16 protein-coding genes are annotated in these 19,049 nt (G+C 42.8%); 9 read left to right on the top strand and 7 right to left on the bottom strand.

Annotated elements, in window-relative coordinates; all coding sequences use genetic code 11:
- Window positions 1-47 precede the first annotated feature (47 nt).
- A complete protein-coding gene (locus tag C8N29_RS10855) occupies window positions 48-1,052 on the bottom strand; it encodes an AraC family transcriptional regulator (RefSeq protein WP_107866086.1) in 1,005 nt (334 codons plus the stop codon).
- Between the two features lie 153 nt (window positions 1,053-1,205).
- Here C8N29_RS10855 and icmF point away from each other — a divergent pair, with 153 nt between their 5' ends.
- The 3 genes from icmF (at window position 1,206) to C8N29_RS10840 (ending at window position 5,795) form a co-directional block, all read left to right on the top strand.
- Window positions 1,206-4,481: a fused isobutyryl-CoA mutase/GTPase IcmF gene (icmF, locus tag C8N29_RS10850; protein WP_107866085.1), complete on the top strand. Its 3,276-nt coding sequence runs from the start codon at window positions 1,206-1,208 to the stop codon at window positions 4,479-4,481.
- 117 nt (window positions 4,482-4,598) lie between these two features.
- Complete coding sequence (locus tag C8N29_RS10845) at window positions 4,599-5,075, top strand: hotdog fold domain-containing protein (protein WP_107866084.1); 477 nt, start codon at window positions 4,599-4,601, stop codon at window positions 5,073-5,075.
- Between the two features lie 39 nt (window positions 5,076-5,114).
- On the top strand, window positions 5,115-5,795 hold the full coding sequence (locus C8N29_RS10840; RefSeq protein ID WP_107866083.1) for a glutathione S-transferase family protein: 681 nt from the start codon (window positions 5,115-5,117) through the stop codon (window positions 5,793-5,795).
- A 5-nt stretch (window positions 5,796-5,800) separates the two neighbouring features.
- On the opposite strand, the gene C8N29_RS10835 is transcribed toward C8N29_RS10840, so the two are convergent.
- Window positions 5,801-6,295: a winged helix-turn-helix transcriptional regulator gene (locus C8N29_RS10835; RefSeq protein ID WP_107866082.1), complete on the bottom strand. Its 495-nt coding sequence runs from the start codon at window positions 6,293-6,295 to the stop codon at window positions 5,801-5,803.
- 237 nt (window positions 6,296-6,532) lie between these two features.
- Here C8N29_RS10835 and C8N29_RS10830 point away from each other — a divergent pair, with 237 nt between their 5' ends.
- The gene (locus C8N29_RS10830; RefSeq protein WP_107866123.1) at window positions 6,533-6,973 is read left to right on the top strand and encodes a PaaI family thioesterase; all 441 of its coding nucleotides are present in this window, start codon (window positions 6,533-6,535) and stop codon (window positions 6,971-6,973) included.
- A 9-nt stretch (window positions 6,974-6,982) separates the two neighbouring features.
- Window positions 6,983-7,804 carry a metal-dependent hydrolase gene (locus C8N29_RS10825; RefSeq protein ID WP_107866081.1) on the top strand — a complete coding sequence of 274 codons (822 nt, stop codon included), beginning with the start codon at window positions 6,983-6,985 and terminating at the stop codon, window positions 7,802-7,804.
- A 51-nt stretch (window positions 7,805-7,855) separates the two neighbouring features.
- Here C8N29_RS10825 and leuA read toward each other — a convergent pair whose 3' ends face one another.
- On the bottom strand, window positions 7,856-9,580 hold the full coding sequence (gene leuA / locus C8N29_RS10820; protein ID WP_204509333.1) for a 2-isopropylmalate synthase: 1,725 nt from the start codon (window positions 9,578-9,580) through the stop codon (window positions 7,856-7,858).
- A 415-nt stretch (window positions 9,581-9,995) separates the two neighbouring features.
- Between leuA and C8N29_RS10815 the strand changes: the two genes are divergently transcribed.
- Both C8N29_RS10815 and C8N29_RS10810 read left to right on the top strand, forming a co-directional pair.
- Complete coding sequence (locus C8N29_RS10815) at window positions 9,996-10,463, top strand: Lrp/AsnC family transcriptional regulator (protein ID WP_204509330.1); 468 nt, start codon at window positions 9,996-9,998, stop codon at window positions 10,461-10,463.
- 4 nt (window positions 10,464-10,467) lie between these two features.
- A complete protein-coding gene (locus C8N29_RS10810; RefSeq protein ID WP_107866078.1) occupies window positions 10,468-10,839 on the top strand; it encodes a hypothetical protein in 372 nt (123 codons plus the stop codon).
- A gap of 25 nt (window positions 10,840-10,864) precedes the next feature.
- On the opposite strand, the gene C8N29_RS10805 is transcribed toward C8N29_RS10810, so the two are convergent.
- The 3 genes from C8N29_RS10805 to C8N29_RS10795 form a co-directional block, all read right to left on the bottom strand.
- Window positions 10,865-11,443 carry a hypothetical protein gene (locus C8N29_RS10805; protein ID WP_107866077.1) on the bottom strand — a complete coding sequence of 193 codons (579 nt, stop codon included), beginning with the start codon at window positions 11,441-11,443 and terminating at the stop codon, window positions 10,865-10,867.
- A 586-nt stretch (window positions 11,444-12,029) separates the two neighbouring features.
- Window positions 12,030-14,045 (bottom strand): bifunctional diguanylate cyclase/phosphodiesterase, encoded by a 2,016-nt coding sequence (locus tag C8N29_RS10800; RefSeq protein WP_107866076.1) that lies wholly within the window; start codon window positions 14,043-14,045, stop codon window positions 12,030-12,032.
- Between the two features lie 3 nt (window positions 14,046-14,048).
- Window positions 14,049-14,594, bottom strand: coding sequence for a heme NO-binding domain-containing protein (locus C8N29_RS10795; protein ID WP_107866075.1), 546 nt, complete (start codon window positions 14,592-14,594; stop codon window positions 14,049-14,051).
- Window positions 14,595-14,751: 157 nt separating this feature from the next.
- Between C8N29_RS10795 and C8N29_RS10790 the strand changes: the two genes are divergently transcribed.
- Both C8N29_RS10790 and C8N29_RS10785 read left to right on the top strand, forming a co-directional pair.
- Window positions 14,752-15,162 (top strand): YchJ family protein, encoded by a 411-nt coding sequence (locus C8N29_RS10790; protein ID WP_107866074.1) that lies wholly within the window; start codon window positions 14,752-14,754, stop codon window positions 15,160-15,162.
- A 158-nt stretch (window positions 15,163-15,320) separates the two neighbouring features.
- Window positions 15,321-17,252 (top strand): LTA synthase family protein, encoded by a 1,932-nt coding sequence (locus C8N29_RS10785; protein ID WP_107866073.1) that lies wholly within the window; start codon window positions 15,321-15,323, stop codon window positions 17,250-17,252.
- Between the two features lie 312 nt (window positions 17,253-17,564).
- Here the strand turns inward: C8N29_RS10785 and C8N29_RS10780 are convergent, their stop codons facing one another.
- On the bottom strand, window positions 17,565-19,049 hold the full coding sequence (locus C8N29_RS10780; RefSeq protein WP_107866072.1) for a hypothetical protein: 1,485 nt from the start codon (window positions 19,047-19,049) through the stop codon (window positions 17,565-17,567).

Below are 19,049 nucleotides of genomic sequence, written 5' to 3'. Positions count from 1 at the left end.
ATTGACGCTAAAACAATAAAAAGACACAAACAGACCTTGGACAAATCTCAACCACGTACTTGATAGGCTCTAGGTGTATAACCTGTCCATTGTTTAAAAGCACGAATAAACGCACTGGCTTCGGCAAAGCCTAAATTGAGCGAAATTTCTTGCAAAGACAGCTTGCCCTGTGCCAAATAATCAATCGCTAAATCTCGGCGGATGGCATCTTTAATGGCTTGAAAACTACTGCCTTCACTGATTAATTTGCGTCTTAAGGTTCGGCCTGTTAACCAAAAATGTTGCGCTACCACCTCTAACTCGGCAAAATTATCCAAATCATGTTGCATTAATTCGCGTACCCGTTGGGTATAACTGCCATGAAACACAGGTTTTACTAAAAAAGCAGCGGGTAAGGTGGGTAACAGGGCTTGTAGCTCAGAGAGTTGGCGCACAATCGGCCTGTCTAGCCAACTGGCATCAAACAATAACGCATCATGGCTTTGCTCAAATAACAAAGTACAAGGAAACAAGGTCGGGTATTCATGAACATGGGCAGGTGGTGAATGCCTAAAGCTTGCCGCTTGCAACGGAATACGTTCACGAATCAGCCAACTGGCCAAACGACTAGACATCACCAAAGAAAACTCTAATAAGAAGTGCTGATGGTCATGGTTAGGTTGATTTAGGGTTAAGGATAATTGCGCTTGACCTTGTTTAACCTCCAGCCCAATTAACATATCGTGGGTTAATAAACGATAAAAACGCGCACATTGTTGCAAGGCTTCGCCCAAAGTTTTGCTATAAATTAATAACTCAGCCATCAGTGCAAAACTACCAATAGGGCAACGATGGGCAGTTAAGCCTAAAAACTCATCGTCTAATAATCGCCAAAGGTGTTTGACCAATCTTGCATATTGGGTTGGTGGCAAACGAATATCTGTGTGTGACAAAAGTTGTGGTGAAAGCCCCGATTGGCTTAATAAATCATCTGCTACATAACCCTGAGCCACTGCGCCTGCTAGGGTAGCCACAACATAATGATTGGCAATGGTATGATGTTGAATTTTCATAACAACAGATAACAGGCAATAATAGAACAATCATTTTATCTTGTCCGTTTTTGTCAACTAATTCAACCTTTTTGGCATTGCCTATTTTTTTAGCATTCGCCAAACTCAATAATTATTAAAAAATGCGCTGTTAACGATTGGAGTGGCCATTAAATGACCCTTGCACCTGCTAAACCTGCGGTTTATACCCCCGTCAATAAAGTTCGTTTTGTCACGGCGGCCAGTTTGTTTGATGGCCACGATGCCTCAATTAATATTATGCGTCGGATGTTGCAAGCAACAGGTTGTGAAGTGATTCATTTAGGACATAATCGCTCGGTGGATGAGATTGTCACCTGTGCTTTGCAAGAAGATGCGCATGGCATTGCTCTTAGCTCGTATCAGGGTGGTCACAACGAATTTTTTAGTTATATGATTGATTTGCTGCGTGAGCGTGGCATTGGCCATATTAAAGTGTTTGGTGGTGGCGGTGGGGTGATTGTGCCTGCCGAAATTAACGCCTTACATGAGTATGGCGTGACGAAGATTTTTTCCCCAGAAGACGGTGCAACCCTTGGTTTACAAGGCATGATTAACCTTTGTGCGCAAGGTGCAGACCAAGATTTAGCCCATCAATATCCTGTTGATTTTGCCGATTTGCAAGCGGCTGATGTTATGTTGCGTCAGCGAACCTTAGCGCGGATTATTTCTGCCTTAGAAGCCGATGTTCTACCTTATAAAAAAGAATTATTAGCGGCTGCGGTCGATAAAAAAACACCCGTTTTGGGCATTACAGGTACAGGTGGTGCAGGAAAATCGAGTTTAACCGATGAGATTTTACGCCGTTTTCGTTTAGATTTTAACGATAGCATTAATATTGCCATTATTTCGATTGACCCATCACGGCGTAAATCAGGTGGTGCATTATTGGGCGATAGAATCCGTATGAACGCCATTCATCATCCCAATATTTATATGCGTTCGTTGGCTACACGGAGTACAGGTGGCGAAATTTCGCAAGCTTTGCCCGATGTGATTGCCGCTTGCAAAGTGGCCAATTTTGATTTGATTATTGTTGAAACGTCGGGCATTGGTCAGGGGGATGCGGCGATTGTGCCTTATGTGGATTTGTCCTTATATGTCATGACGCCTGAGTTTGGTGCGGCCTCACAGCTCGAAAAAATTGATATGCTCGATTTTGCCGATATTGTTGCGATTAACAAGTTTGACCGCAAAGGCGCAAAAGATGCCTTACGTGATGTGTGCAAACAAGTACAACGTAATCGTGAAGCCTTTATGCAAATGCCCGAAACCATGCCCGTTTTTGGCACGATTGCGGCGCGTTTTAATGATGATGGGGTCACGGCGTTATATCAGCAACTCAAAGCGGATTTAATCTCTAAAGGTTGGGTAGCACCCAAAAACAGTCAATTGCCTGTGGTGAGTGTACGTAGTTCGAGCCAACAACAAAGCATTGTGCCACCTGCAAAAGTGCGTTATTTAGCCGAAATTGCCGATGCAGTGCGTACTTATCACCATTATGTTGAGCAACAAGCACAATTGGCGCGCCAACGTCAGCAATTACAAGCGACTCAATTGATGTTAAAAGATGCTCCCTCTCCTGTGGGAGAGGGTTGGGGTGAGGGCTTAACGCAACTCATCGAGCAAAAAGACGCACAACTCAGCCATGAATCTAAACAACTATTAGCCCGTTGGTCGGAAGTAAAACAACGTTATAGCCAAGATGAATTGGTGGTTAAAATTCGTGATAAAGAATTGCGTACCAAACTGACCTATACCAGCTTATCAGGCAACAAAATTCCCAAAGTGGCTTTGCCAAAGTTTCATGATGCAGGTGATATTTTAGCGTGGCAATTACGCGAAAATATTGCAGGGGAGTTCCCTTTTACCGCAGGGGTATTTCCGTTTAAACGTGAAGGTGAAGACCCGACACGGATGTTTGCGGGTGAAGGTGATGCCTTTCGTACCAATGCACGCTTCAAAAAAGTTTCCGAAGGTATGCCTGCCAAACGGTTATCAACGGCGTTTGATTCAGTCACTTTGTATGGTAATGACCCTGCTGAGCGTCCTGATATTTATGGCAAAATTGGTAATTCGGGCGTGTCGATTGCGACTTTAGAAGATATGAAAGTCTTGTATGGTGGTTTTGATTTAACCCATCCCATGACCTCGGTGTCGATGACTATTAATGGCCCAGCACCGACTATTTTGGCGTTCTTTTTAAACACCGCGATTGACCAAAATATTGAAAAATTTGTCGCCAAAGAACAACGCCAACCCGACGATGCAGAATTGGCAAATATTAAACAATGGACGCTAGAAAATGTCCGTGGCACAGTGCAAGCTGATATTTTAAAAGAAGATCAAGGCCAAAATACCTGTATTTTTTCTACCGAATTTAGCCTAAAAGTGATGGGTGATATTCAGCAATATTTTGTTGAACATAATGTGCGTAATTTTTACTCGGTGTCTATTTCGGGCTATCACATTGCCGAAGCAGGCGCGAACCCCATTTCACAATTAGCCTTTACGTTGGCAAATGGTTTTACCTTTGTTGAGGCTTATTTAGCGCGAGGCATGAGTATTGATGATTTTGCGCCGAATTTATCGTTCTTTTTTAGTAATGGTATGGACCCTGAGTATACTGTGTTAGGGCGTGTCGCTCGACGTATTTGGGCAGTGACCATGCGCGAAAAATATGGCGCAAACGAACGTAGTCAAAAACTCAAATATCATATTCAAACCAGCGGTCGTAGTTTACACGCCCAAGAAATTGATTTTAATGATATTCGTACTACGTTACAGGCATTGATTGCCATTTATGATAACTGCAATAGTTTACACACTAATGCTTATGACGAAGCGATTACCACACCTACCGAAGAAAGTGTGCGTCGGGCAATGGCAATTCAGCTCATTATTAACCGTGAATGGGGCTTGGCGAAAAATGAAAACCCCAATCAAGGTAGTTTTATCATTGACGAGTTGACTGATTTAGTCGAAGAGGCGGTGTTAAAAGAGTTTGAAGCGATTAGTGAGCGTGGTGGTGTGTTAGGCGCAATGGAAACAGGTTATCAACGTGGCAAGATTCAAGAAGAATCTATGTACTATGAACACTTAAAACACAGTGGCGAATACCCGATTATTGGTGTTAATACTTTCCGAAATCCTAAAGGTGATGCCACACCACAAAGTTTGGAGTTAGCGCGTTCAACCGACAGCGAAAAGCAGTCGCAATTACAACGTTTGGCAGATTTTCAACAACATTATGCACAGCAAGCACCACAAGCTTTAGCACGTTTGCAACAAGTAGCGATTGAAGGTGGCAATATTTTTGCTGAGTTGATGAACACCGTGCGTTATTGCTCATTAGGACAAATTACCGATGCTTTGTTTTCGGTGGGTGGGCAATATAGACGGAATATGTAGCTTTCAGTCAAATTAAAAAAAGGCGCAAATTTGCGCCTTTTTTATTGGGTATGGACTAGCTTTTTTTGATAATTAGAATTATATTCTAGAAAAATATTCTACAAAAGGTGAATAATCATGAGCCAAATGTTAATGATGTATAACAGTGTCGGTAATGCTGCGTTTAGCCAAATGATTGGCCAAATCGCGCCTTTTTTTGCCACGATTAATGCTCAATTTGTGGCGTTAAAGCCAAATTATGCCGAAATTACTATGCCGTTTTGTCGTGAAGTGACCAATCATTTAGGTACTGTTCATGCGATTGCCATGTGTAATATGGCAGAGTTAGTCGCAGGCTCAATGACCGATGCGTCTTTGCCCAAAGGTTTTCGTTGGATTCCCAAAGGCATGACCGTTGAATATTTAGCTAAAGCAAAAACCGATTTGCGTGCGATTGCTAATGGTGAAGGAATCAACTGGAATAGTGCAGGCGATGTGGTTGTACCAGTTGATGTATTTGATAGCCAACAGCAAAAAGTTTTTACTGCGCGAATTACCATGAACATTAAAACGGGTGATTTGGTATTGGGCGACCATGTGCAACAAACGATATAGTTGAGTTGTAAGATTAGCCAAAGATACTAGGAGTGAATAATGACTAAACCTATCTTGCATCAGTGGGAAATTTCACCCTTTTGCCAAAAAGTTGCCAAAGCCTTACAACACAAAGGCATTGCTTATGAGGTTGTAAATTACAACGGTGTTTTGGGTTCTAAAGTGCCACGTTTAAGCAAGGTGGGTAAGTTACCTGTGTTGGATATTGACGGACAGCGTATTCAAGACAGTACACGCATTGCACGCTATTTGGACGAGCTGTTTCCTGATGCACCACGTTTATACCCCGAACAAACACTGGCTAAAACCCAAGTGGAAATTTGGGAAGATTGGTCGGATGAATATTTGTATTGGTATGAAGTCTATTTTCGGGTTAATGACGATGTTGCTTTGGCACATGCTGTACAAATTAGCACGATGGGTCGGCCTGCTTATGAGCGCAAATTGCTTAAACCCCTATTAAAAACGGCATTAAGTGCACAATTATATATGCAAGGTTTGGGTCGCATGGCTAAAACCGATGTTGAGGCCGAATTTTTTCGTCATTTAGACCGTTTAGAATCGGTGTTAACACTATCCACGTGGCTGGTAGGTGAACAACGAACCATTGCCGATATTGCGGTGGCCACACAATTAAATGAAATGTTACGCACCAGCGTCCCAATGCGTGCGGCGATTACAAAACGACAAAAACTGATGCACTGGCTGTCTAGGGTATAAAGGCATTATGCCTGTTTATTGGCTAATGGGTGACTCACCGTTTGACTAGCCCAAAAATCGGTATTGAGTTGTGGTTTAACATTGCGTGTATGCACAGTTTGCTGACATTCTGAACAAACCAGTACAGGCGTAAAACGTTGGCCACAATCTTGATGAATATAATAAATCGGCGCACCTTGCCCCTCATCTAGCCATTTGTCGCCCCATGCTGCTAAAGACAACATAATGGGGTATAAGTCTCGGCCTTTGTCGGTGAGACGATATTCAAAGCGTTCTTGACGGTCGTGGTAAGCGACTTTTTTGAGAATCTCATGCTCTACCAAACGTTTTAAGCGTTCAGACAATACATGGCGAGTGACACCCAAATTAGCCTGAAAATCATCAAAGCGACGAATCCCCAAAAAGGTATTACGCAAAATTAACAGCGTCCAACGATCACCAATAATGGCTAAGGTACGCGCAATCGAACAGGGTTGTTCACCCACAGCTTGCCATTTCATAGTGATTCCTTTTTCATATCCCCCTCAGTCCCCCCTTATTAAGGGAGATGCCGAAGGCAGGGGGGTAAATGTGAGTAAATAAATACTAATGATATAAGCTCTTAAGCTAGAAGTTTATTTTATCAGGCGATATTGACAAGTTCTATTTTAGAACCTATTTTAATTAGCACAAGCCCCATTGGGCTTTTTTTAGAATCTATAAGTTCTTTTTTGGAACTTGATTTGAGGTAAATGATGATGAACATTAGCACCATGACAGGTTTAGAAATTATGCAGGCGTTTGCGGCTGGCCATTTTCCTGCACCTAGCATCACCAAAACGATTCCCATGCAAATGAGCAGCATTGAATTAAATCGTGTGGTTTTTATTGCTACAGCTAATGAAACTCATCTTAATCCGATGGGGGGCGTACATGGTGGTTTTGCCGCAACGGTGTTGGATTCGGTGACAGGTTGTGCAACCCATACTGCGCTTGGTGCAGGTGAAGGCTATGGCACGATTGAGTTGAGTGTCAAAATGTGCCGCCCCATTCCCAAACATAAAGCGTTAATTGCCGAAGGCAGAGTGATTAATAAAAGTCGTTCTTTGGTGATTTCTGAAGGCGATATTAAGGATGAAGAAGGTAATTTGTATGCCCATGCGACAGCAACGTGTATGATTATTCAACCCAAAGTGTAGAGATTGATAATGACCAGCATCACTGTCCGTCGTAGCCAATTTACTGCTCAAAATTCACAAGCGCGTCATTATGTGACAGGTCGTTCGCCGTTAATGGCACATTTGCTTACCGCCTTATCGGTTACTTTTCCCGCAGGTGAGCAATTTTTTGTCCATAGTGTACGTAATGTCCGCGCTCAGGTCAGTGATGACACCTTACAAAAGCAAATTTCCGCGTTTATTGGTCAAGAAGCGATGCACTCTCAAGCCCATGCCCAATTTAATGCGGTACTTGATGCGCCTGATTATCTGTTAAATCAATTTAATGTCCAAATGAGCGAAGGCATGACGGTATTAAAAACCCGTTCTTTACGTCGGCAGTTAGCGGCAACGGTGGCTTATGAGCATTTTACCGCATTGATAGCCGCGTATTTATTAAAACATCCGCAGTTATGGCAAGGCTTAGATAACAATTTACAGCACTTGTGGTTATGGCATGCGGTTGAGGAATTAGAGCATAAAAGTGTGGCGTTTGATGTTTATCAACATGTCTTTGGGGTAGACAAGCAGGGCAGTTTGGCACAACGGCGACGTAGTATGCGTACCGTGTCGATGGGTTTTGTCTTGGGTTTAAGCACCATGACCAGTCAGTTATTATGGCAAGACCGTCAACAAAGTCTAAAGTCAGTTAAACAATGGCTATTATTATTACAAGATGGTGCAGCTTTAGCCTTGATGGTTGCGCGTTTATTACCTGAGTATTTGGCTTTTTATAAGCCAAACTTTCACCCCAATCAACGTAATCATCAAGCGTTGTTGGCTGAATGGAAAGGGAAGTTGGGGTTGGTGTAGCGTTTAGACTCACGTCATCCAATTAAGATTGAATGACGTGAACCAAGAAAATCAACCCACTTTACTAGCCAAATTTTGCCCCATCACACGGTTTGCTCCGCTAATTAACGCTTTGACCGATGCAGTAATAATATTGCTATCAATACCAACACCATACTGACTGGTGGTTAAGCCATGTTGGCTCACCTCAATAAAGGCACTGGCTTGAGCATGAGAGCCTTCATTACTCCCTCTGCCAGTGGGAGAGGGTTGGGGTGAGGGGATATTAATTGAACGCTCTTCATAACTACGCACTTGAATATGAATGCCTGCATGTTGCAAGGCATTGACGCTGGCATCAATTGGGCCATTACCATGACCTGTCAAAATTTGGGTTGTGCCATCAATCGTTAACACCAAACGAATGCCTTGTTGCTTGTCATGCTCAAACAAATGATGTTCTTGATACGCAATACTGGCTTGTTGATTTAAATAAGTTTGGTCAAACAATTGCCAAATATCGTTGGCATTCACTTCACAACCATGTTGATCGGTATGCTGTTGTACCACACCCGAAAATTCCACTTGCAAACGACGTGGCATGACAATGCCATAGCTGTTTTCTAACAAGTAGGACACGCCACCTTTGCCCGATTGGCTATTCACCCGAATCACCGAATCATAACTACGGCCAACATCGGCAGGATCAATCGGCAAGTAAGGCATATTCCAATAACTATCAGCTTGCTGCGCGGAAAAACCTTTTTTAATCGCATCTTGGTGTGAACCCGAAAACGCGGTAAAGACCAAATCACCGACATATGGATGACGTGGATGCACAGGCAATTGCGTGCAGTATTCGACAGTACGTGCTACCGAATTAACATCCGAAAAATCTAAATTGGGACTAATGCCTTGGCTATATAAATTTAATGCCAAGGTTACTAAGTCAACATTACCTGTACGTTCACCATGACCAAACAAACAGCCTTCAACACGTTCTGCACCTGCCATCAACGCCAATTCGGTGGCAGCAACGGCTGTGCCACGATCATTATGTGGATGGACACTGATAATCACGCTATCACGACGGGCTAAATAACGGTGCATCCACTCAATTTGGTCGGCATAAACATTAGGTGTTGCCACTTCTACAGTCGCAGGCAAGTTTAAAATCACTTTGTTGTCTGGCGTTGCCCCCCATGTTTCCGTGACGGCATCACACACTTGTTTAGCAAAATCTAACTCGGTGGCGGTAAAGGTTTCTGGGCTGTATTCCAATTGCCATTGTGTGTCTGGTTGTGCAGCGGTTAACTCTTTGATTAAAGCCACGGCATTTACAGCCATCGTCACCACTTCATCTTTACTCATGTTAAAGACCACATCGCGGAACGGTTGAGAGGTGGCATTGTAAACATGGACAATGGCTTTTTTAGCCCCACGCAACGATTCAACAGTACGACGAATCAAATGTTCACGCGCTTGAGTTAAGACAATAATTGTCACGTCATCAGGAATATGACCATCTTCAATCAAGGTACGCACAAAATCAAAATCGGTTTGTGAGGCAGAAGGAAACGCCACTTCAATCTCTTTAAAACCAATCGCACACAACATCTTAAACATTTGCATTTTGCGTTCGCCATTCATTGGCTCAAACAATGATTGATTACCATCACGCAAATCAGTGCTCATCCAAATGGGGGCATGAGTGATGGTTTGGCTTGGCCATTGGCGATTGGGCAAATTAATGGCAGGAAAAGCACGGTATTTAGTCGCAGGATTTTTTAACATGATGGCATCTCGTTTAAGCCTCAAACTGTTTGTTTAGTTCTCTCTCCCTTTGGGAGAGAGCTAGAGTGAGGGTAATTAATTTTTCATTGCTTGTATGATAAATAAAACTCAAGAGCAGAGGATTGCGAAATAAGGCTTAATTTGCAGCTTTTAATGAGGAATATAGCTAAAAATAATATTTTATTGAAATATTATTGCGTAAATATATTTTTTGTTGGTAGGATGGGTTGACGAAGGAAACCCATCATTAAAGGTTAAATACCAGTCAGTTAAGCATTTTTTTGGTTTCGACTCACTTCGGCTGCGTTCAGTGTCCACCGCTCAGCCAACGAAAAATGTACCCTGAGCGAAGTCGAGGGGTTATTTTAAAGGGACGATTTTAACTTAACTGACTGGCATTATTATCAAAGGTTGGCTTATGCAACTCGACCGCTATGACCGCCAAATTTTAGAGCTATTGCAACAAGATAGCCGCATCAGCAATCAAGACCTTGCCGATAAAATTGGCTTAACGCCTTCACCGTGTTTGCGACGCGTCAAAACTTTAGAAGACTTAGGTTTTATTACCGCCTATCGTGCGTTAGTTGATGCCAAAAAATTGGGATTAAGCTTAATGGCGTTGATTCATATTTCGATGGATCAACACACGCCCGAACGTTTTAAATATTTTGAAGAAAGCATTGTTGATATTCCCGAAGTATTAGAGTGTTTGTTAATTACTGGGCAATCTGCTGATTATCAACTCAAAGTAGTGGTCAAAGATATGGATGGTTTTCAAGAGCTATTGCTCAATCGTATTACCAGAATTACAGGTGTAACAGGTGTGCATAGTAGTTTTGTGTTGCGTAAAGTCATGGATAGAACCGCCTTGCCTGTGAGCTTATAAATAAATGTCCTCATTAATTTATCTCTCTTACCAACAACATGACGTGATATTAGACCGAGACTTTCAATTTATTATTTTGGCTAATGGTTTAGATGTGTTGTCGGAGTCAACCTATCGTTTAATGATGGGAAAATTGGCCGATATTGGCCAAACAGAAAAGTGGGTTGCACTTGCGACGCTGCAACAATGGTTAAGTGCTGTGCGTATGGAGTTGGCGTGTGCAAATAGTTCCCTATCTAATATTAGGGTAAAACTCGCTCATCAAGATGCTGAATTAATCCATCAAACCGTAAAGCAAACATTAGAGGATTTAGACCAATTAGTCATACAAGTACATAAGGCGGAAGAGACACAGATTCTCTCATGTTGTATCTAAGGCTCAAACATCCTTGTTTGTGTGCTCAGTGGCTTTGGTGAGAGGCAATATCGGCTTCTGTCCAATGACTCATTTCGAGTAACAATTCGTTATCTGCACGGCGAGCTTCGGTGGCCGCTAAAATATAGGCTTTTTCGGCTTCTTTACGAATTTCTTTGGCTCTTTTGAGTGCTGCTCGACATTTGGCGGGACTAAAGGTTTTGTCTGTGCCAATATACACGCGTTTGGTGGTTGGCTTTAAGCCAAAACGCGGAATGCTAATACTGTAATTGTATTCGACGGTATTTCGTCCTTTATTGACACGCATTAACGGGCCAGAAATCCCCAAGGGTAAATCGGTTTTTTTACGGGGGCTAGTCTGTCGACGTAGTGAGGTAGGTGCACGGTATTTATCAATCATTTTAGTCAGGTGTACAATCGCTTGCTGTAGCGCTTGTTCTGCACCAATGCGTTCGCTGTTGTGGTCACTAAAGAATTTAGTTTTACCCGCATAACGTACTTGCCAACCATGTGTCGATTTGGGGTAATCAATATCAATCCGTTGAATATTTTCGGGTACGTAAAACTTTTCACCTGTATAAATAATATGCTCACGATACTGCATGAAATTACCTGTGGATTGTTAAGATAATAAAAATGATAGCTCACGACAACAGAGCTAAGATATATCGAGTCGATAGAGTCTCCTTTCTAGTACATATCTATAAAAATCGTTGTTTTATCAATCATTTGCTACATATTGATAACGCAGCATTCCGCATACGATGAGATATAAACACGACGATTTTTCTTTGTTTTTATGTGTTAGTTACAGGCGTTATTATCAGATATTGTCTGCCCTAACATAACAGCAGATTTTTCCTATCACTTAGTAAATAAGGAATTTACTTAAGAATACCTAATTTTAAGAACACTTGTATACTAAAAGATTAAATACTGTCTAACAAAACAGAGATTTTTATTTGCGCTAGTGCCAAAAATTAGCTTTTACACGCTGAGTTACAGCAAATGACTTGGCTTGCTGGTATGACGATATCTTTGTGTCTTTATTTTGGTGTTAGGAAAAGAGTAAAAAGTGAATTAGCAATCTATATCCCTCATTGGGGATATGAGAAGCATAGCATCAGTTGACTGATGAGAAAATATTGTGTGAGTTGTCTACTACATTATGCCTACAGTGAGTGCCGAGCCTACACAGGGCTAATTAAATGATATGTGTGTTGAGAGGAGAGTAAATGCTCAATTGCTTGTGCGGGGACGGGTTTAGAAAAATAATAGCCTTGTGCAAAATCGCACTGTAATTGTTGTAATTGCTGTACATGTGCAAGTGTTTCGGTGCCTTCGGCAATGACTTTCATGTTCAAATTACGCGCTAAACTAATAATAGAAGCGACGATTTGTTGACTTTCGTGGCTTTCATTAAGGCCTAATACAAAAGAGCGGTCAATTTTGAGAGTATCGGCAGGAAAACGATGTAAATAGCTTAACGACGAGTAGCCCGTCCCAAAATCGTCAATACTCAGATTCAAGCCCATAGTTTTGAGTGCTTTCAAAACGTGAATTGCCCTCTCTGTATCTTGCATCGTCATGCTTTCGGTAATTTCTAAACGGACTAACTGCGGGTTAATGCCTGTCTCTGCTAAAATGTGTTGTATGTGTGAGGCTAAATTTTCTAAGGCAAATAAGCGGGCAGACAGGTTGATACTGACCGTCATTGTGCTGACGGGATGTGTAGCCAGCCAACGTTTGACGGTACGACAGGCTTCTGCCATCACCCATAAATCCAGACTGATAATGAGGCCACTTTCTTCAGCGATGGGAATAAAATCATTAGGAAATACTAATTTTTCTGCTTTTTGCCAACGAATGAGGGCTTCAACACCCACCAGTTGACCTGAAGCTAAACAGACAATCGGTTGATAATGCAAAATAAATTGTTGTTGTAAGATACCTAAGCGTAAATCATTTTCAATCAGTAAACGATTGATGGCTAAGGTATGCATGCTTTGGTCAAAAAACTCAGAGCGTTTACCCCCTAAACTCTTGGCTCTATACATGGCTAAATCGGCATTACGAATTAAATCATCGGCATCAATATCGGCATGCGCTAAGGCAATACCAATACTGGCGGCAATATAAATCGTTTGGTTTTCCAAAATAAAGGGCTCATTAAGTACGTGTTGTATACGCTCAGCAACACGCATTGCATCACTACTACCGCGTAAATCATCTAAAAGCAGGGTAAATTCATCCCCGCCTAAACGCGCCAGTGTATCTTTTAGATGATAAATATCTTGGCTATTTACCGACAACATATCTTCGTTGCGTAGGGTGGTGAGTAGTCGTTTGGCTATTTGATGAATCAGGCTGTCACCGACAAAATGGCCGAGACTATCGTTGACCACCTTAAAACGGTCGAGGTCGATAAATAAAACAGCAAATTGATAGTTAGGATAGCGGCGCTTGTGAGCAGCGGCGCGTTTTAGACGGTCTAAAAAGAGTGCACGATTAGGCAAGCCCGTTAATGGGTCGTGAAATGCATCATACAATAAACGCTCTTCGGCGAGTTGACGTTCGACCACCCGCCCTAGATGGATGCCGATTTGAGCCATCATTTGTAATAATGTCACTTGAGGTGGTGACTCGAGTAGGCTAAAAAACTCCAATACGGCAGTGACACGATGACCCGTGAGAATAGGAAAGGCACATGCGGTTTTGATACCTGTTGCAATCCCGCACGCCTGACGGACAAAATTACTGTCATCGGCAATATTAACAATCCATGTGGCTTGACCACTGGCAAAAACACGGCCTGGTAAACCAATGCCTTGCTCAAAATACGTACGGTGTGTCAACTCTTGAAAGGCTTCAAATACCGATTCACGACCACTACAATGCCAAATCATCGACGGTTTGAGTCGATGCGGTTGTTTAGGGTCAATAATGTAGGCATGCCCGAGTTGCCATGCACTAAATTGACAGATTTTGCTGAGTGCGAGCTGCAAAATATCATTCAGTTTATTGGCCTGATTAGCAGCAACAGCAATGGCTTCGAGTAGTTGTAATTGTTGTTGTTTTTCATATAGTTCACGCAAACCGCGCTCAGCAATCGCTTCCGCTTCTAAACGCGCCAATCGCTCGCGTTCTAGGCGTTTTTCTAAGCGTTTCAGGCTCATGTCGTGAGAGGCTGTCGCATGGAGAGTCATTATTTATACTTGTTGTTGAAACTGGATATGAAATAAACACTTACTATCGCCACGATGCATACAGTTTAGCTCATCAATAACGAGTGTTTCGTGGTAATAACTGGCAGCTCCTTCGGCAAAGCCTTGTGCTAAAGCACACAAATGACGCGCCGAATGGTAGCCCATCAATAGACTACCATCAGGGTCATGTTGAAAATCAAAAATAGGGACTTCTGCGCCTGCATAAATCTTTTTCACTTCAGGGTGAATAATGTGATTTAGGCTCATTAAAAAAGGCCGTGTTGACGTATGCGCAGCAAAAAAAATAGGGTAGCGCTGTGCCAAAATGGGCATCGCTTGTTGTCCAAACCAACGCAAGACAGCATTGGGTTCTAGGCTTAAGCGTTGAGCGGCTGCCATGACTAAGGCATGCATATCACCATCGGGATAACTGCCTAACGACGTATAGATACCCGTCAGCTTGGCATCTTCGAGTAGGGTGTCCCACATATCTACGCCATGATGTTGACTGACGACTTCTTCTAGCAAATTAAAGACGATGCCTTTCATGCAAATACCCATAGTCAGAGGTAAGGACAGCTAATGACGGTGTTAATCTTGGGTATATAACAAAAATCAATCACATAAGCAATGAAATGTGATTTACAACTCAATTACAATGCGCGCCGTTTGATTTTTTAGTCAAGATATTTTTTGGAGTCCACCCATGAATAAAGACGCTCCGTGTCCCTGTCAATCTGGGCAACGATATAGGGAGTGCTGTCAGCGTTTTTGGGCAAGCCAACAACAGCCTGCTACCGCCGAGCAACTCATGCGTTCACGTTATACGGCTTTTGTCTTAGAAAAAGCGTCTTATTTGTTTGAGACGCACCATCCAGAGTATCGACAAGCTGATGAACTCAAGGCCTTAAAAAAATCCTTCAAAGACACACAATGGTTAGGCTTAGAAATTGTACAAATACAAGCAGGGCAGACGGAAGATAACGTGGGTATGGTGGAATTTAAGGCGCATTATCGCCATGCGCGCCAAACGTATGTCCTGCATGAGCGTTCCACTTTTGTCAAAGTAGCAGGACGGTGGTGCTATACCCAAGGTGAGCAGTTAAGTCAGTCTTAAGATTTAGCGATTAGTCTATCGGGTTAATGTGAGTCCGCCATTTGGGGTGATGCTAAGGCAGTGTTATGCCTAGTGCTCGTTTGCGTCACCACTGAAAGTGTCATTTTTATCAGTATATCTGTTGGGTATGCTGGCTTTCTCAGGGAGTTTGTTTTGTTATGCTGCAATTAAATCGCACACTGTGGCGCTTAAGTTTACCTGCCCTATTAGCCGTGATAACCATCGTGGCGTTTACTCTCCTACGTTGTGTGTTGTTTGCGCGCAGTATTGACCAAATACCTGTTGATTTTTCGGAATATGCAGGTTTGTTTTTGCGTGGTTTATTATTTGACAGTGTCGTTGCAGCCTATGTTTATGGTTTTTTTAGTCTGGTAGGTTTGTTAATTCCCGAACGCTGGCGCCAAAGTGCTTGGGGACACAAAGCCACGTTGGCAGTGGCGTGGTCGTATCTGTTTGCCTTAGGTTTTGTACTGGTTGCCGAATGGTTATTTTGGGATGAGTTTAATGTCCGTTTTAATTTTATTGCTGTTGACTATTTGGTCTATCGCCGTGAAGTGACAGGCAATATCTCGGAGTCCTATCCTGTTGTCCCCATCTTGTCGACGATTGCCCTAGTAGCAGCAGGTTTAGTGTGGTTGGCTAGACAACAGATTCAACGCAGTATTAATCATCCGCTCACCTTAAAACTACGTGTCTTAACCGCTGTGGTGACGGGATTGATTGTTGCTGTCGCAGGTGGGCTTCGTGGCGATAGTGTGCCTGCACTTTCAACCAATATGTATGTGGAAGAATTAGCGCGTAATGGTGCTTTTCAGTTTTTTTATGCTTTTAGACACAATGAACTGGACTATGAGACGTTTTATCAGCACATCAAGCCAGAACTCGCTTCCACATTATTAAAACAAAATGTGGTCTTAGCGCACGAAACCTTGGTTAATCCAAATGCGTTGTTTGATGTGACCCGACGGGTAGATGTACCTGAGCCTGAACGTAAATTAAATGTGTTGCTGATTTCGGTCGAAAGTCTGAGTGGCGAGTATTTGCGCTCGTTAGGCGGCACAGAGAACATCACCCCACATTTAGACCAATTGAGTCAAGAAAGTTTGTTTTTTAAGCAGTATTATGCCACGGGCAATCGTACCGTACGGGGCTTAGAGGCATTAACTTTAGGCATTCCACCCACACCAGGCAGTGCGGTTGTCCGTCGACCAAATAATGGTGGCTTATTTTCTTTGGCGTCCGTGCTTAATGCTAAGGGTTATGACAGTAAGTTTATTTATGGTGGTTATGGCTATTTTGACAATATGAATGCCTTTTTTGCAGGCAATGGTTATCACGTGGTTGACCGAACAGATTTTACCGAAGATGAACAGGGCTTTGCCAATGTTTGGGGGGTGGCGGATGAGTATTTATACTTACGTGCGATGCGTGAAGCCGATAAAAGTTTTGCTGCCAATAAACCGTTCTTCTCTATCATTATGACCACCAGTAATCATCGACCTTATACTTTTCCAGAGGGGCGTATTGATGCGCCGCAAAAGAAGTGGAGTAGTGCCGTCAAATATACCGATTGGGCGATTGCTAATTTTATTAAAGAAGCACGCAAAAAACCGTGGTTTGACAATACCGTATTTGTCATCAGTGCCGACCATTGTGCAGGCAGTGCGGGTAAAACGGCTGTGCCTGTCGAGCGATATCATATCCCTCTGATTATTTATGCCCCTAAACATGTTAAACCGCAAATCGTAGACCATATCGTCAGTCAAATGGATGTACCGCCCACGATTTTGGGCTTGTTGAATATGGACTATACCAGTCGATTTTTGGGTAGAGATATGTTGCGTGTACCAGAGAATATGGCGCAACGGGCATTGATAGCGACGTATCAACGGATGGGTTTATATCAAGACAATCAGTTGGTGATTTTATCGCCACAACAGCAAGTAGAAATTCATCGTGACCCCTTAAATAAGGATGAAATTCTGCCTGCGAGTGCCAACCCAGACGTGAGTAATCAGGCAATTTCTTATTATCAAGGTGCGGCTTATGCCTTAGAACATGGGCTGTTAAAAGCCTTGCCACAACCCTAGGGGCTGTTGACGTTTTGCGTGTGAGCCGCGTTGCTGATAAAAATTGCCTCAGGCAAGGCACAAAACGCAGTTAATAGTCGTTCTATTGGCCAGTTTTGTCACGCAGAATGAGTCAATTTTTAACGCAACCCACAGGGAAAGAGCTATTTTTTGAGGCTACTTTGTTGTTCGTCGCTGATTTGGAATAACCAAACTACACGATTCACGCCTCGTATCCTCTAAAAAATAGTCTTTTTCGCAACCACAATCAAAACGTCAACAGACCCTAATGCTTAGGGACTGAGGTATTGTATTTGAATGCCTCAGTCCGAGTTAAATGCCAAATACCTTCAAAATCGCATCCCAAATACCGCCCATTGTCCGTTTAACAACACCTGCGGCTGTTGAGTCGTGCGGGGCTTGTTCATAAAAAAACAGACCCGCTTCACCACTAAACTGGTCGTTAAATAAACTGTCTTTGCCAAGATAATAAGAAATAAAGGTTTCACAGCGATAATTACTGTAGGCAATATCAGGGCTAAAACCTAAAGTTGCTTGCTGCTGTACCAATCTGGCTTCGCCTGCGTGTTCGACAATAATGCCATGATGGCCTTTGACAATTAATTGGCACTCACCATGAAAGACTAAATAGCGTAATTGTAACGTCAACCAAGCATGTAAGCTAAATAAACGCCAATGACGGGACACATAAACGGCGTGTTCGCGCTGTTTAATCACGCCTGCTAAGGCGCGCGGTTTACACACCACTTGACTGCCTGCGGGCAAACTTAATACGGCTAATTCTTCTAAGGGATTAGACATAGACGCTAATTGAATGTGTTCGTTTTTATCACTTTGTAATTTGACTAGCGTGACTAAACCTGCCGCCCAACTGGTGAGGGGAATCTGTGGATTTAGCAGCCACTGTGTGCTCTTGTGAGCATATTTACTAAAACTTTGTAAATAGTCGGGGTGAATCAGTAATTCATCACGCGGAGCTAACTGTATCGTTAATGAGGGCTGAGAAATATGTCCAACCGTATGACGATGTAATTGCTCATCAATAAAGGCATGATTTGGGCTGGCAGCCAACAAACGAATAGGGGCTAAACGAGAGACAATCGGTGCTAATACAAAGTATTGTATCAGCTTGAACAAAATCGGTAGCAAAATCACAGCGGCAAGAATCATCAACGCACTGGGAAGTACCGCGCTGATACTATCACCTGTTCGTTTAACCAGACTGGTGCTCAGGATATGCTCGCTGTCCGCTAAGTCTTTTTTGACGGCCGCTAATAACTGATTGGATTGCTGGAGTTCGTGGCCTAATTGAGTGAGGGCTTGTGTCGCAGGGGCTTGCTGTATGTGTTGTTGCCATTGTAACACGGCCTGCTGTGCGAGCTGCATTTGTTGTTGCAATGCGGCAATCTTTAAGTCTAAGCGCCGTAATTCTAAACTAGTACGTGAGATAGGGTTATGACGTGCTAACCAATGCTCTTCCCACAGTGTTTCTCTGTGCTGTTTTAGTTGTTGCAGTTGTTGGTTTAGCCCATTCACATTGAGCTGTCGTTTGCTTAATTCGGCTTGTAAGGTTTGGCTGGTTTGTTGAGCGAGCGCCTGTGCGGCAACTAATTGCGTATGGCGTTGATTAAGTACAGCTTGGAGTTGTTGTTGCCGTTGATGGTCTTGTTGTGCTTGCTCAAGGGCATGCCACTCTTTTTGTAGCCAAGAGCCTAAGCACAAAATCAGTGTAATCACGATTAACAGACGGAGTTTATCGCCAAGAATCCCTAAAATAGTCAGTAATAGTTTGGTCAT

This window comes from Agitococcus lubricus (assembly GCF_003051055.1).
Classification (GTDB): domain Bacteria; phylum Pseudomonadota; class Gammaproteobacteria; order Pseudomonadales; family Moraxellaceae; genus Agitococcus; species Agitococcus lubricus.
This window is presented reverse-complemented; position numbering and strand designations above follow the sequence as displayed.